This window comes from Paenibacillus sp. CFBP13512, assembly GCF_005233705.1.
Lineage (GTDB): Bacteria > Bacillota > Bacilli > Paenibacillales > Paenibacillaceae > Saccharibacillus > Saccharibacillus nuruki.
On sequence record NZ_QGAD01000024.1, the window covers coordinates 20700 to 37415 of the forward strand.

Annotated in this window: 7 protein-coding genes; 6 read left to right on the top strand and 1 reads right to left on the bottom strand. The window is 41.5% G+C overall.

Annotated elements, in window-relative coordinates; translation table 11 throughout:
- Window positions 1–104 precede the first annotated feature (104 nt).
- Together PaeCFBP13512_RS21270 and PaeCFBP13512_RS21275 are read left to right on the top strand one after the other, a co-directional pair.
- Complete coding sequence (locus PaeCFBP13512_RS21270; protein ID WP_137225819.1) at window positions 105–9059, top strand: S-layer homology domain-containing protein; 8955 nt, start codon at window positions 105–107, stop codon at window positions 9057–9059.
- Between the two features lie 162 nt (window positions 9060–9221).
- Window positions 9222–11246 (top strand): putative bifunctional diguanylate cyclase/phosphodiesterase, encoded by a 2025-nt coding sequence (locus PaeCFBP13512_RS21275; protein ID WP_083243570.1) that lies wholly within the window; start codon window positions 9222–9224, stop codon window positions 11244–11246.
- Window positions 11247–11278: 32 nt separating this feature from the next.
- Here PaeCFBP13512_RS21275 and PaeCFBP13512_RS21280 read toward each other — a convergent pair whose 3' ends face one another.
- Window positions 11279–11920, bottom strand: coding sequence for a DNA-3-methyladenine glycosylase (locus PaeCFBP13512_RS21280; RefSeq protein ID WP_069328581.1), 642 nt, complete (start codon window positions 11918–11920; stop codon window positions 11279–11281).
- A 171-nt stretch (window positions 11921–12091) separates the two neighbouring features.
- On the opposite strand from PaeCFBP13512_RS21280, the gene speE reads away from it, so the two are divergent.
- The 4 genes from speE to argS all read left to right on the top strand — a co-directional run bounded on the left by speE (window position 12092) and on the right by argS (window position 16687).
- Window positions 12092–12922, top strand: a complete 831-nt coding sequence (gene speE, locus PaeCFBP13512_RS21285; protein ID WP_069328582.1) for a polyamine aminopropyltransferase — start codon at window positions 12092–12094, stop codon at window positions 12920–12922.
- A 161-nt stretch (window positions 12923–13083) separates the two neighbouring features.
- Entirely contained in the window at window positions 13084–14289 is a 1206-nt protein-coding gene (locus PaeCFBP13512_RS21290; protein ID WP_137225821.1) for a WD40/YVTN/BNR-like repeat-containing protein, read from the top strand.
- Window positions 14290–14539: 250 nt separating this feature from the next.
- Window positions 14540–14977: a DUF1934 domain-containing protein gene (locus PaeCFBP13512_RS21295; protein WP_069328584.1), complete on the top strand. Its 438-nt coding sequence runs from the start codon at window positions 14540–14542 to the stop codon at window positions 14975–14977.
- Window positions 14978–15007: 30 nt separating this feature from the next.
- On the top strand, window positions 15008–16687 hold the full coding sequence (gene argS / locus PaeCFBP13512_RS21300; RefSeq protein ID WP_069328585.1) for an arginine--tRNA ligase: 1680 nt from the start codon (window positions 15008–15010) through the stop codon (window positions 16685–16687).
- Window positions 16688–16716 lie beyond the last annotated feature (29 nt).

Here is a 16716-nt window from a genome sequence, read left to right on the forward strand (position 1 = left end):
TATATATAACTGGGGCTGTTTCTAGGAGAATGAATCTGTAAGCTTAACAGGGTATGTTATTTGTTGGGACAGGTAATTTGACTAAAACAAAAGGGGAGAAAAATATGAAGAAGCAGAGCTATTCGGCCTTTGTAGTATTTTTAATTGTAACTTTAATTTTTACAGGCCTACCTCGATATGCGAATGCTGCTGTTGGCTCAATGACAGTTACTTCTGCAAATGGAGTACAAGTTGTTGGACAATCAGCTAATTTGTCTGTCACTTATAATTTAGGGGAGGTTCTTAGTCTTCTGGGGAGTATTACGTATACGTTACCCGCAGGGATTAAAGCCACAACGACTGACCAGATCAATGGTAGAAATCTGGTAGCTAGTGAAATTACCAATAATGGACAGACAGTTACAATTTCTACAGTCGCTTTGCTTTTATTACCGTCTACAACATTGACTCTTAATAATAAAACATTACCAGCCGCTGGTACGTATCAATTTACCGGAACCTCTAAAAATACATTAAATGTTTCTATCGGTAGTGCAACACAACAGGGTAGCTTTACAGTACTTGCTGCTCCAACTGCCCCTTCTTCAGCTCAAATTAGTGTAAATAATGTAGTCGTAGGCTCTTCCACGGTTACAGTTATCGGACAGACTTCAGGAGATACAATCTCTGTATATAATGCTAGTAATACTTTACTCGGCTCGGGTGTAGTCAACGCGCAAGGAACAGCTACTATTACAGCAACACTGGTTCCAAGTGGTGGCACAATCAATGTGAGTACCGTTCGTGGTACTGCCGAGAGTACTAAAACTTCTTTTACGTATGGCAGTGCTGTTTTAAATTCAATCCCAGCTGCTAATATCGCAGTCGATAATAAATATGGTGATCAAGATACAGTAACGGTTACAGGTGTCAGCTCAGGAGATGTCGTAACAGTATACAATGGTGCAACAGCTATCGGAAATGCTACAGCTAATGCTAGCGGTGTTGCTACTATTACAACTACATTAGCACCAGAAGGTGGAAGTGTAGGTGTTACTTTAAAGCGTAATACTATTGAAAGTACCCCAACAACAGTTAGTTATGGAGCACAGGTTATTCCTCCGATTGTTTCTGGAAATATTACAGTAACCAATTCTTATGGTGGAGCTTCTATTGTTAAAGTAGATGGTTTGACTATAGGCGATATCGTTACAGTATCATCTGGAAACACAGTATTGGCGACAGCGCCAGCACTTACAAGTAGCTTGAGTTTACCTGTTGTTTTGACACCTACAGGTGGTAGCTTAAGTGTAACGATTAAGCAAGGATTAGTACAAAGTGCAGCAACGACTGTGAACTATCCTTCAATTACGGTTCCGCTTATTGGAACAGCTAATATTCAAGTTAATAATCGTTCAGGTAATACTTCAGATACAGTTGTTGTTACAGGTCAATTAGCTGGAGATACCGTGAACGTATATAATTCAGACGGTTTGTTAGGCACAGGAACTGTAAATGCTCAAGGTACAGTCACGATTCCTGTCGTTTTAACTCCTCTTGGTGGAAGTGTAAGTATCAGTTTGAATCATAATGGAGTAGATAGTTCTCCAACAGCAATAGGTTATCTGGCTGAAGTGGTTACGCCACTACTTAGTAATCAGATTTCGCTTTCTCCTATTGTTGCAGGCAATGCAACCGCAACGATTAGTGGTCTGACCAATGGAGATATTGTGAAGGTCTATGGAAATGGTACGGTCTTAGGCACAGCAACTGCAGGAGCAACAGGTATTGTTAATATTCCAGTAGCTGTGAATCCTTTGGGCGGAAGTCTAGGAGTAGGAATTACACGAAATGGAATTGATAGTGTAACCACTTCGATCACGTATGGTGGGATTGTTGTTCCTGCTATTCCAGTAGCTAATATTACGGTGAACAATCTTTCAGGTAATGCAGATACGGTTCGAATTACAGGCCAGACTCCTGGAGACATTGTAACGGTATATGGAAATGGATCAGTGATTGGAACAGAGATCGCGAACGCTCAAGGTACTGCATTACTCAATGTCACCTTAGTTCCTCTTGGAGGTGCTATTGGTGTAACGATAACCCATCAAGGTGTTGAAAGTATTGCAACACCAGTTCTTTATGGAGCAGAAGTGACACCTGCTATTTCTGCTAATGCTATCTTGGTTACCAATAACTCGGGTAATAACGATGTTGTCCAAGTAAGTGGATTAACAACAGGCGATAGTATTGAAGTATACGGAGCAGGCTCCCTATTAGGAACTGCAACTGTACAAGCAGATGGAAAAGCAACATTAAATACAACATTGCTACCTATAGGTGGTACAGTTGGAGTTACTTTGGTTCGCAACGGTGTAGAAAGTGCTGCAACACTGGTCAATTATTCAACTGAAGTTGTAGCTTCCCTTTTACAAGCAAATGTCTCTATTGTTAATGATATTGCAGGCAACTCAGCAGTGACTGTAAAAGCATTACAAAATGGAGATATCATCAACGTTTATGCTGACGGTTCTTTAATTGGAACAGCGCCAGCAGATGGCAATGGCATAGCAAAAGTAGCTACCGATCTAGCACCTAATGGTGGCGTGATCAGTGTAAGTCTTGTTCGTAATACAGTAGAAAGTGCAGCAATCCAGGTTGGATATGGCTCTATCTTAATTCCAGCTATTCCTTCGCAAGATATTGTACCTGCCAATAATTATGGCGATAACGACACAGTCACAATAGAAAATCTAGATGAAGGTCAAAAAATAAATATTTACTCAGGGTCAGATTTAATCGGTACTGGAACGGCTTTAGCTAATGGTATAACGGTTATTGATGTAATCTTAATCCCAACAGGTGGTGCAATTAGTGCTACTGTAGAATATTTGGGATTAGAAAGTGAACCGGTTTCTGTTAATTATCCGACAGAAATCGTACCTCCTATTCCAGCAGCTTCGATTACTGTTGTGAATAATACAGGTAACTCAGATACCGTTACAGTTACGGGTTTACCAGAAGGAAATAAAGTTACAATAGCAGAAGCGGGTTCCATTTTAGGTACAGGAACTGTAGCTGCAAGCGGAAGTGTTACTTTAAATGTGACTTTGAATTCAACAGGCGGTACGATCTCAGCTACAAATACACACAGTTCTATTGATAGTGTACCAACACCTGTTGTGTATCTGGCTGAACCGACTCCTGTCTTGGCACTACCAGATATTCAAGTGCTCAATAATGTTGGTAATAGCGATACGATTAAAGTAAGTAATGTTCAATCAGGCGATATGATTTGGATACTGGATTCAAATAATACTGTTTTGGGAACAGGCATTGCAGATGGTAGTGGTCTAGTAACTATTCAACTTGAATTATTACCAGCAGGCGGACAAGTATCCGTAATTCTATCTCGTAACCAAGTAAACAGTAATATTGTAAATGTTACGTATGCAGCAGAAGCAGTTGCTCCACCAGCAGATACACCGACAGCCGAGTTCACACAAGTTCAAGGTGTTGATGGAGTTGTTACGGTGATAGGTATGGTCGAAGGAGAAATAGCCAAAGTATACGACGACGATGATCAGATTTTAGGTACAGGTGTAGCTAACTTGGATGGACAAGCAATTGTTAATTTTAAATTCTTGAAAGCTCAAGGTAGATTGTTTGCTCGTGTAATAATTAATGGTGTAGAAACGACAGTGAATACATTTGATTATCAAGGTATTCAAGTGCCAGTTGATCCAGCGACACCAACAGCAGTGTTATCTGATATTGTTGGAGATCAAGGAACAGTTAGTGTAGCTAATGCTACAAACGGCTCTACAGTGAAAGTATACAGTGAAGATGAGCAGGTATTAGGTACAGCGATAGTGGGTACGGATGGTACTATTATCTTGAACTTTACTTTTCCAAATACTCAAGGCGAATTGTCAGTGCGAGTGACAGTGAATGGAACGGAAACGGAAATCGCAACATTACCATACAGTGGCATCGATATTCCAACGACACCAACACCTGATGCTGTATTGTCAGATATTACAGGAGATCAAGGAACAGTGGATATCACTGGTGTGGCAGTCGGCGAAGTGGTGAAAGTATACGACGCAGACAACAACGTATTAGGAACAGCCGTAGCTGGAAATAATGGAACAGCACAAATTATATTCACGTTCCCGAACGCACAAGGAGAATTGTCAGTACGAGTAGTTATTAATGGAACAGAGACTGAGATCGCAACATTGCCATACAGTGGCATCGATATTCCAACGACACCAACACCTGATGCTGTATTGTCAGATATTACAGGTGATCAAGGAACAGTGAACATCACTGGAGTGGCAGTCGGCGAAGTGGTGAAAGTATACGACGCAGACGACAACGTATTAGGAACAGCCGTAGCTGGAAATAATGGAACAGCACAAATCGTATTTACATTCCCGAACGCACAAGGAGAATTGTCAGTACGAGTGACAGTGAATGGAACAGAAACGGAAATTGCAACATTGCCATACAGTGGCATTGATATTCCAACAACGCCAACGCCTGATGCTGTATTGTCAGATATCACAGGTGACCAAGGAACCGTCAATATTACTGGAGTAGCAGTCGGCGAAGTGGTGAAAGTATACGACGCAGACGACAATGTATTAGGAACAGCCGTAGCAGGAAATAATGGAACAGCACAAATCGTATTTACATTCCCGAACGCACAAGGAGAATTGTCAGTACGAGTAACCATCAATGGAACTGAAACTGAAATTACAACCTTGCCATACAGCGGTATTGATATTCCAACGACACCAACGCCTGATGCTGTATTGTCAGATATCACAGGTGATCAAGGAACAGTGAACATCACTGGAGTGGCAGTCGGCGAAGTCGTGAAAGTATACGATGCAGACGACAACGTTCTAGGAACAGCCGTAGCTGGAAGTAATGGAACAGCACAAATCGTATTTACATTCCCGAACGCACAAGGGGAATTGTCAGTACGAGTGAACATTAATGGAACGGAAACGGAAATCGCAATATTACCATACAGTGGAGTTGTCATTCCAACGACACCAACGCCTGATGCTGTATTGTCAGACATCGCAGGTGACCAAGGAACAGTGAACATCACTGGAATAGCAGTCGGCGAAGTGGTGAAAGTATACGACGCAGACGACAATGTATTAGGAACAGCAGTAGCCGGAAGCAATGGAACAGCACAAATCGTATTTACTTTCCCGAATGCACAAGGGGAATTGTCAGTACGAGTGAACATTAATGGAACGGAAACTGAAATTACAACATTGCCATACAGTGGAATCGACATTCCAACGACACCAACACCAAGCGCAGCATTGACAGACATCACAGGTGATCAAGGAACCGTCAATATCACAGGAGTAGCTGTTGGTGAAGTCGTGAAAGTATACGACACAGACGACAACGTATTAGGAACAGCAGTAGCTGGAAATAATGGAACAGCACAAATCGTATTTACATTCCCGAACGCACAAGGAGAATTGTCAGTACGAGTAGTTATTAATGGAACCGAAACTGAGATTACAACATTGCCATACAGTGGAATCGACATTCCAACGACACCAACACCAAGTGCAGCATTGACAGACATCACAGGTGATCAAGGAACGGTCAATATCACAGGAGTAGCTGTTGGTGAAGTCGTGAAAGTATACGACACAGACGACAACGTATTAGGAACAGCAGTAGCTGGAAATAATGGAACAGCACAAATCGTATTCACATTCCCAGATGCACAAGGAGAATTGTCAGTACGAGTGAACATCAATGGAACGGACACAGAAATCGCAACGTTGCCATACAGTGGCATTGATATTCCAACGACACCAACACCAAGCGCAGCATTGACAGACATCACAGGTGATCAAGGAACGGTCAATATTACTGGAGTAGCTGTTGGTGAAGTCGTCAAAGTATACGATACAGACGACAACGTTCTAGGCACAGCCGTAGCTGGAAGTAATGGAACAGCACAAATCGTATTTACATTCCCAGATGCACAAGGAGAATTGTCAGTACGAGTAACCATCAATGGAACCGAGACCGAAATTACAACATTGCCATACAGTGGAATTGACATTCCAACGACACCAACACCTGATGCTGTAATTACAGATATCATCGGTGATCGAGGAACAGTAAGAATTACTGGTGTTACAGCAGCAGCTCCAGTCAATATTTATAGTGCTAATAATGAATTGCTTGCTACAGGAACAGCAGATGGAAGCGGACAAGTAACATTGACATTTGTATTCCCAGATGCTCAAGGAGAATTGTCAGTGCGAGTAACGACAAATGGATTGGAAACTGAAGTTGCGTCCTTACCATACAGCGGTATTGATATTCCAACGACACCAACACCAAGCGCAACATTATCAGACATCACAGGTGATCAAGGAACCGTCAATATCACAGGAGTAGCAGTCGGCGAAGTCGTAAAAGTATACGACGCAGACGATAACGTTTTAGGCACAGCCGTAGCTGGAAGCAATGGAACAGCACAGATCGTATTCACATTCCCGAACGCACAAGGGGAATTGTCAGTACGAGTAACACTGAATGGAACGGAAACGGAAATCGCAACATTACCATACAGTGGAGTTGTCATTCCAACGACTCCAACGCCTGATGCAGTATTATCAGACATCGTAGGTGACCAAGGAACAGTGAACATCACTGGAATAGCAGTCGGCGAAGTGGTGAAAGTATACGACGCAGACAACAACGTATTAGGAACAGCAGTAGCCGGAAGTAATGGAACAGCACAAATCGTATTCACATTCCCGAACGCACAAGGAGAATTGTCAGTACGAGTGAACATCAATGGAACTGATACCGAAATTGCAACCTTGCCATACAGCGGCATTGACATTCCAACGACACCAACACCAAGCGCAACATTATCAGACATTACAGGTGATCAAGGAACCGTCAGTATCACAGGAGTAGCAATCGGCGAAACAGTAACAGTATATGACGCAGACGACAACGCTCTAGGCACAGCCGTAACTGGAAGTAATGGAACAGCGCAAATCGTATTCACATTCCCGAATGCACAAGGAGAATTGTCAGTACGAGTGAACATCAATGGAACTGATACCGAAATTGCAACCTTGCCATACAGCGGCATTGACATTCCAACGACACCAACACCAAGCGCAACATTATCAGACATTACAGGTGATCAAGGAACCGTCAGTATCACAGGAGTAGCAATCGGCGAAACAGTAACCGTGTATGACGCAGACGACAACGCTCTAGGAACAGCCGTAACTGGAAGTAATGGAACAGCGCAAATCGTATTTACATTCCCGAATGCACAAGGAGAATTGTCAGTACGAGTGAACATCAATGGAACTGATACCGAAATTGCAACCTTGCCATACAGCGGAATTGATATTCCAACAACACCAACACCAGCCGCTGATCTTACTAATATTACGGGAGATCAAGGAACAGTGACTGTAAGTGGAGTAGCTGTTGGAAATACAATTTCAATCTATAGTGAAGCCAATAACGTATTAGCAACGGGAACAGCTAATGCTAATGGAGAAGCAGTATTAACATTTACTTTCCCGAATGCACAAGGTGAGTTATCTGTACGTATAACGATTAATGGAACCGAGACTGAAATCACAACATTACCGTACAGTGGGATCGATATTCCAACGACCCCAGCACCAGCCGCTGACATTACAACCATTACGGGAGATCAAGGAACAGTAACCGTAAGTGGAGTAGCTGTTGGAAATACAGTTTCGATCTATAGCGAAGCTAATGAAGTATTAGCAACGGGAACAGCTAATGCCAATGGAGAAGCAGTATTAACATTTACCTTCCCGAATGCACAAGGTGAGTTGTCGGTACGTGTAACAGCTAATGGAACCGAAACAGAGATTGGTACACTGCCATATAGTGGAGTTGAAGTTCCAACAGACCCTACTACACCTGCAACACCAGTTGTAAATCTAGTTGATGTTCAAGGGACACAAGGAACGATTGAGTTAAGTGGATTACAAGCAGGAGATGTAGTCACCGTACAAAGTGATGTCTATGGACAAGGTACAGTTCAGTTAGGAACTATTACGATTGGAGCAGACGGAAATGGAAATGTTAATATCCAACTTCCAGCTTCTGAAGGACAATTGGTAATTACACTGAATCGTAACGGCAATACAAGTGTTCTTCAGACGATTAATTATCGTGAAGGAGAAACACCGCCGCCAACCAATCCACCAACGAACCCAGGAACATCGGATGATGACGACAATGTAGGATCTAATCGTACACCAGGAGTTCTAGGAATACCGGCACCTGTCACAGCAGCAACTGTAGATACACCAGTACCCGCTGTAGAAGAGCCAGTAACCCCTCCAACAGATAATGCTGTTGAAGCAGCTAGTGGAGAGGCAACAGATGTAGAACTAGATAATGCTGACAAGATTACTCTAGTGACGACAGATAAACAGAACTTCAGCGATGTGAGTGGACATTGGGCAGAAGCAGAGATTAACCGACTACAAGATTTGTCTATTTTGAATGGTGTCGGCGATAATAATTATGATCCAAATGCATTGATTACGCGTGCGCAGTTCACACAAATGATCAATAACTTATTGAAGCTATCACCAAACACATCCAGTAAAGCATATTCAGACGTTACAACAGACAAATGGTACTACAATGCTATCAATGCAGTATCTGCTACAGGCATCACGAAAGGATATACAGACGATTCTTACCAACCAGATCAACAGATTACACGTGAAGAAATGTCGAATATCCTTACTAACACATTAAGCTATTTAGAGCCATCGACATCGTTTGACACAGATGCTAATCAGACGCTTACACCATTTAGAGATAGTAATAACACATCCGATTGGGCAAAAGAAAGCCTTGCAACAACAGTAAACGAAGGTATTATGCAAGGTAGACCTAATGGATTAATCTCACCAAAAGACAATACAACACGTGCAGAAGCAGCAATGACGATCTCACGCTTAATGCAAAAAATGGCAGAAAAATTTAACATCACAGAATAAGCAAAGTCACATGATATCTTTTTATTAAAAATAGATGGTACGATTCGTAAAAGAATCTGCCATCTATTTTTTTAAAATCAAAAATTGGGATAATTTGCTATAACGAAAATAAGTGAAGTAACCGTTCTATTAAGTATAGAGCTGTGTACAAGGAGGTTGAGTATGGAACACATGTATATTCATTACAATTTTACAATTGTCGCATTATCTTTAGTCATTTCGATATTGGCGTCTTATATCGCATTGAATCTGGCAAATAAAGTCTCTCAATCGAGAGGTACACATAAAATCATATGGTTAGGTTCAGGTTCTTTTGTAATGGGTGGCGGGATCTGGGCGATGCATTTTGTAGGGATGCTGGCTTTTCATACAGGTGTCAATATTCGTTATGATGTAGGGACTACCTTTTTATCTGCTTTTGCCAGCATAAGTGCGTCTTTCATAGCCTTTTATGTCACGTTAGATTCTGTGATGCGCTTGTGGAAAATAGCCGTAGGTGGAGCAGCGATGGGTATAGGGATTGTAACCATGCATTATACCGGAATGGCCGCCATGGAGATGGATGCTGAAATTACGTACAATCCTTTTTATTTGATGTTATCTGTTCTTGTGGCTTTGGGAGCGTCGTATGCTGCTTTATTTTTATTCCGTCGTTTTCGGAATCGACCGAACTTCAGTCTCTGGAAATTGTATAGTTCGATTGTGATGGGGTTTGCAATATCTGGTATGCATTATACAGGGATGGCGGCAGCTCAATTTCACTATACACATACCGATTCAGCAGATGAGTCGATGAAAGGACAACTGTTTTTGATTACAGGGGTTGCTGTTGTGACGTTTTTGATTTTGGCTGTTTCATGGGCTGCGATTTTTGTAGAACGTCATATTCTGGAACGTATGGCCTATAGTGATCCATTAACAGGTTTACCGAATCGACATGGATTACACCGTTATTTTGAAAAAGAATTTAAGTCGCAAAAAGCAGGTGCTGTTCTTTTTCTAGACTTAGATCGGTTCAAGTCAATCAATGATACGCTTGGACATGATATCGGTGATGAATTACTGGTCGAAGTAGCACGCAGACTTAAACTGTATATGATGGATCAGGGCGTTGTTTTCCGCTTAGGTGGGGATGAGTTTTTGATTGCAACAAATAAAGGGATGACCGAAGAGATTGAACAGCTTGCAGAACAAATTTTAGAGGTGATTAAGAAGCCCTATCAATTAGGAGGCATTGAGTTATTTGTCACTGGCAGTATAGGTATTGCTCTAGTGCCTCAACACGGGTATGAACGTTCTTTTCTGATGCGTGCAGCAGATACAGCTATGTATGTATCCAAAAGTTCAGGAAAAAACAAATACAGTATATTTAGTGAAGATATGAATCGTCGTCAGATTCGAAGAATGGAATTGGAAAATGATCTACGGCGAGCGTTTGAAAGTAAACAACTCTTTATTGTGTATCAGCCGAAATGGGATTCATTGCATGATCGTTTGACAGGAATGGAAGCTTTATTACGCTGGAACCATCCAGAATTGGGGATGGTATCTCCAGCAGAGTTTATTCCTGTTGCAGAAGAAACAGGTTTGATCATGTTGATTACTCATTGGATGCTAGAAGAAACGTGTCAGCAGAATTTGACCTGGCAAACGCAACATCATATCTATGTCCCTATTTCAGTGAATATGTCAGCGCGGATGTTTGAATGTCCCAAATTTGCAAGCAATGTAGAAAAGGTGATCCAAGACACAGGCATTGAAGCTCGTTATGTAGAGCTAGAGATTACTGAATCCATTGCGATGAACGGTATCGAAGGCACTGTAGAACAGTTGCAATATATACAGCAATTGGGAGTCAAGATTTCACTAGATGATTTTGGCACCGGTTATTCATCATTAGGCATTTTGGATGAAATTCCGATTGATATTCTGAAGATCGATCAGATCTTTATTCGAAAAAGCGATATTCCTTCCAAGCAAGCCATTATTAGCACGATTGTCGCTATTGCTGATAATCTAAATTTAGATTTAGTGGCAGAAGGTGTAGAGACCCAAGAACAAGTCGAATTTTTGCAATCTAAAGGCTGTTATGTGATGCAAGGTTACTATTATGGTCGGCCCATGACCATTTCACAAATGGATCAATGGATACAAGCTTCTAATCAAAAGATGTCGCTAGCAGAGTAAATCTTCTGCCTATAGCGACATCTTTTTTTAGATTAAGAATCCAATAGTAGTGTAGTAGGCATCGCATTTTTGGCAGAAACATAAAGATGATTTTTGATATAAAAGCGCCAAGGTTTACTTGCGTATTCTTCAGCATAATCTATATTGATTCGAGGTCCACATTCAATTTCAAATGACTCGTTTTCCAGATCAGGCGATTGTTCTAGGCGAAGTAAGCCCCCACTAGCGAGCAAATTTATACCATTTAAAGACTTATCAATCGCTAATGCCTGACAGAGCTTACCTGGGCCATTGGATAGATTGCGCATACGGCGTGAATCGGTGGGTCTTAAAGTAGTCATTAATTGCTCGTCTCGCTTTGTTAAAGGTTCTACGGCACGAATAAGTACAGCTTGTGGATCATCAACATCGCCAGTGACTACATTTACACAATGATACATACCATAGATCAGATAGACGTAAGAAGTTCCACCTTGTCTAAACATCATTTCAGTACGAGCTGTTCGACGATTACCATAAGCATGACTTCCTTTATCTTCAGCACCACCATAGCTCTCTGTCTCAACGATGCGACAGCGTATTTCACCTGCTGGAGTTATTCGGCTAATGATTTGACCCAGTAGACGTGGAGCCGCATCAAGTGCCTTCATTTGGACAATATCTGAGATGTTCATGGATTCGACTCCTTTTTTAAAATGTATGATCTTTTTGTATCGTAGGATTCTATACGAATGGCTTTAAAGTTCCTTTTGCAGTCTAGTCTTATATCGCGTATAATGCGAAATGAATGTGGTAACATCGACCTTTTCGATTCCGATAAATATATGTGAAAGAAGGTAATAAATATGGAATTATGGTATACCGAAAAACAAACGCCGGTATTCGGCATTACAGCAAAAATTCGTGAGACACTTGTTACTGAAAAAACAGAATTTCAAGATTTAGCGATGATCGATACAGAAGAATTCGGACGCATGCTCGTACTGGATGGCATGGTTATGACTACCGTTAAAGATGAATTCGTTTATCATGAAATGGTTGCTCATCCTGCATTGAATACGCACCCTAACCCTAAGCATGTATTAGTTGTTGGCGGCGGCGATGGTGGCGTTATTCGTGAAGTATTGAAGCACCCAGAAGTAGAAAAAGCAGTATTGGTTGAAATCGATGGTAAAGTGATCGAATATTCCAAAAAATACCTACCTGAAATCGCTGGCGAACTCGACAACCCGCGTGTTGAAGTATTGGTTAACGACGGTTATATGCACATTATTGAAAACAAAAATAAATATGATGTGATTATGGTTGATTCTACAGAGCCTGTAGGACCTGCTGCTCCACTATTTGAACGTGGATTCTATCAAGGAATCTATGAAGCACTGAAAGAAGACGGAATCTTTGTAGCGCAAACCGATAATCCTTGGTTCAAAGCTGATCTGATTCAACAAGTTAATAAAGATGTAAAAGAAATTTTCCCAATCGTACATGTATACGGTGCTAATATTCCGACATATCCTAGTGGTCTATGGACATTTACAATGGGTAGCAAAGTACATGATCCACTTCAAGTTGACGAAGCGTCTATTCCTGAAATGGAAAGCAACAAATATTATACACCACGTCTACATAAAGCGGCATTTGTTTTGCCTAAATTTGTAGAAGATCTGTGCAAATAAGAGATTTATTTTAGAAATAAGTGAGTGAATTGAGAAGATCTGTATCCTCTTTTATATAATATAGAAGAAGACAGGTCTTCTTTTTGTATGAATAAGGGTAATATTATATAGTACATAGACGAATATTCCATGTATGTAACATATTCTAGGAGGATGAATAGATGAAGATGAACAATAATCGTGTTTCATATGGATCGTATCCATCGTTAAGTATAATGATGGTATTAGTTTTGTTACTAGGAATGGTTGGATTCAGTGCAACTCCTGTATCTGCCAAAACGTCAAAAGCATGTGATGTGAATAGTTCTACTCTTCAATCTCAGTTGGAGCAAGGGCGTTCATCTAGCATTCAAGAAGATATTCATTTTACCGATACCGATTTTCTGAGTCAGACGACAGGTCGAGCAGCAGGAAATGGATTTTTGATCGGTACATCGGATAGTGGATGTCACTGGCAAAAAATTTATACGGGTACATGGCAGTTCAGTCAGATTGAATTTAGTAACAATACACAAGGATGGGCATTGGCCAGTGCAAAATCTGGACAAAAACCTGTATTTTTAACGACAACCGATGGCGGAGCAACTTGGAAAAGTCCGTATAAAGGTAATATTAGATTTAACAAAATCGATAAGAAATCAGGCAGTACAGGTTTTGCATATACCACATCAGGTGTATACAAAACGATAAATGGTGGCGCAGCATGGACAGCGATTCCTACACCTGCGAATACGCGCGGTGGTTATTTTCAGGATAGCAATACAGGTTGGGTAGTCAAAACAGTATCAGGTAGCAACAGTGGCTACCGTATTATGCAGACAATCGATGGTGGTAACAAATGGACAACAGCGCTTAGCGTAGGTTCACTTGAAGTCTCTGGTGGAGAAATTTATGCGAGTGGTAAGCAAGTATGGGCAATCTTGTATGGCGGAGCAGGTATGTCTCAAGTTTCTTACTCGGTCTATGCAAGCTCAGATAGCGGCAAAAGTTGGCGTCAAGTCTTTGGACAATCGACAGCCGGCGGTGGCAAAGCACCGGGTACAGGCGCTCTAGGTAATGGTGAAGGACCTGCCCAACCGGGTGGACATCCAGGTAATATGCAATTTGTAGGCAGTACGATTGCTTATCTTGCAGGCGGATCACCAGCGGGTGGTAAAGTAGCGGTTGGACGATCTCTGGACAGTGGCAAAACGTGGAACAATATGCCAGCTACAATTGATGGTATCAGCGCAGACATTTCGTTTTTAAGTCAAAATGTAGGCTATCTGGCTGTAACCGATTCGTTAACGCCAGCGATCTATACGACCAAAGACGGTGGTAAAACATGGTCTGCTACATTAAAATTTGTAGCTACAGATAAACAGTAAGCATAAAGTAGAAGCGACTCTATACGGAGTCGCTTTTCTTTTCGTGTATATTTTGTAGAGACAGAAGTCAATGACATGGATCAGAATCTAAAGCATATTACAATAAAAACGTATTTTTTTGCTTAGAATCTCTACGTACGGTTCAATATAATGGTACAATAGAAGAGATTGAGCTTATTGAATTAATCGTGAAAATGTTCTATATTCAACAAGCTAACATGGCGCATCATCAAAAATGGAGCTGGATCTTATGACTGAATTCAATCAGGTACAATTGACATTGCATAGCGATCAAGATGGAGAGCAAAGCACAACTCAATTTATCGGGCAGGCTTTTCAAAAAGGCAGCAGTTTATATATTCGTTACACTGAATCCGCAGATACTCTTCAGCAGGAAGTTCGTACTGTCGTGAAGATCGATGATCACGAAGTGAAAATTATGAGACGTGGTGGGGTAGAATCAGATCAGACTTTTCGTCAAGAAAAGCAACTACCTGGTTCGTATCGTTCGCCGTTTATGACATTTGCACTTTCGACACACACCACACAATTGACACAAGAGCTAGATGGACATCTTGGACGTGTAAACTGGGAATACGAATTGTATGTGCATGAAGAGCTTACAGGGACATTTAAGATCAGTTTACATATACAGGCATTGGATACGCACGAAATAGACGAAGTGTGAACCATGCGAACACAGGAGGAGCAGTAGAAGATGACACGTAATCCATTGGAACAAAGCCGCAGTGCAGTGAAAGAAGCTGTGCATGCAGCAGTAATCGCAGCTAATATTGTAAGTAGTGAAGAAGTACCTGAAGTGGTGCTTGAAGTACCTAAAGACAAAGCGCACGGAGACTTAGCAACCAATATTGCGATGCAGTTAACTCGAATCGCTAAAAAGAATCCACGTCAGATCGCCGAAGATATTATCGCTAACCTCGATCTTAAACAAGGCGATATTGAACACGCTGAGATTGCAGGACCTGGATTTATCAACTTTACGCTGAACAAAAGTTATCTATATCCTGTTATCCAAGTTGTCGCAGAACAAGGTGAAAACTATGGACGTATCGAACATGGTAAAGGCGAAAAAGTCGAAGTTGAGTTTGTTAGTGCGAACCCAACAGGTAGTCTACATTTAGGACATGCTCGTGGAGCTGCTTTTGGTGACGCATTGTGTAATATTTTTGACTTTGCAGGTTACCAAGTCACTCGTGAATACTATATTAATGATGCAGGTAATCAGGTATCGAACTTGAGTAGCTCGATTGAAGCTCGTTATTTGCAAGAACTTGGACAAGATGCAGCGATGCCCGAAGATGGTTATCATGGTGCAGATATCAAAGGCTTCGCTAAAGAATTAGTAGCACAAGAAGGCGACCGTCTATTATCGCAATCACCGGGTGAGCGAGCTGCCTTTTTCCGTCAATATGGTCTTGAGAAAGAATTGCAAAAAATTCAGCGTGATCTAGAAGCATTCCGCGTGAAGTTCGATATCTGGTTTAGTGAGACTTCGCTATATGAGACAGGTCAAGTACTAGACGCATTGGATGAGCTACGTGAGCGTGGAGAAGTCTATGAACTGGATGGCGCAACATGGCTTCGTACGACTGCTTATGGCGATGATAAAGACCGCGTATTGATCAAAAACGATGGTACGTATACGTATTTGACACCAGATATCGCTTATCACAAAGATAAATACGGTCGTGGTTACGATAAAATGATCAATATCTGGGGTGCAGATCATCATGGATATATTCCACGGATGAAAGCAGCGATGCAGGGATTGGGTAACGATCCTGAGAAATTGGTCGTGCTGATTGCGCAAATGGTTAGTCTTTTCCAAGATGGCGAGAAAGTCAAAATGTCCAAACGTACAGGTAAAGCTGTAACGATGGAAGACTTGATGGCAGAAGTAGGCGTAGATGCTATTCGTTATTTCTTCACGATGCGCAGTATCGATTCTCATCTTGATTTTGATATGGATTTGGCGATCTCGACTTCTAACGAAAATCCTGTGTTCTATGTTCAATATGCACATGCACGGATTTGTAGTATTTATCGTCAAGCCGAAGAGCAAGGTATCCAGTTGCCTGAGTTATCTGCAATTGATTACAGCTTATTAACAAGTGAGCATGAATATAATCTATTGCACAAAATGGGCGAATTGCCTCAAGAAGTTGCCCTAGCAGCTGAGAACTATGCTCCACACCGCCTGATTCGCTATGTCTACGAGCTAGCATCTATGATGCATAGTTATTACAAAGCAGAGCGTACACTGACAGACAACGAAGCACAAACAGCTGCTCGTCTGGCTTTGTTAGGTAGCGTTCGTACTGTTATTGTGAACGTACTTCGACTTGTTGGAGTATCTGCACCAGAGCGTATGTAATCGACGAATATTGGTACAAATTTAAAACG

Coding starts and splice junctions, on each gene's coding strand:
- argS (WP_069328585.1), top strand. CDS start 15,008: ATGACACGTAATCCATTGGAACAAAGCCGCAGTGCAGTGAAAGAAGCT.
- PaeCFBP13512_RS21290 (WP_137225821.1), top strand. CDS start 13,084: ATGAAGATGAACAATAATCGTGTTTCATATGGATCGTATCCATCGTTA.
- speE (WP_069328582.1), top strand. CDS start 12,092: ATGGAATTATGGTATACCGAAAAACAAACGCCGGTATTCGGCATTACA.
- PaeCFBP13512_RS21280 (WP_069328581.1), bottom strand. CDS start 11,920: ATGAACATCTCAGATATTGTCCAAATGAAGGCACTTGATGCGGCTCCA.
- PaeCFBP13512_RS21295 (WP_069328584.1), top strand. CDS start 14,540: ATGACTGAATTCAATCAGGTACAATTGACATTGCATAGCGATCAAGAT.
- PaeCFBP13512_RS21270 (WP_137225819.1), top strand. CDS start 105: ATGAAGAAGCAGAGCTATTCGGCCTTTGTAGTATTTTTAATTGTAACT.
- PaeCFBP13512_RS21275 (WP_083243570.1), top strand. CDS start 9,222: ATGGAACACATGTATATTCATTACAATTTTACAATTGTCGCATTATCT.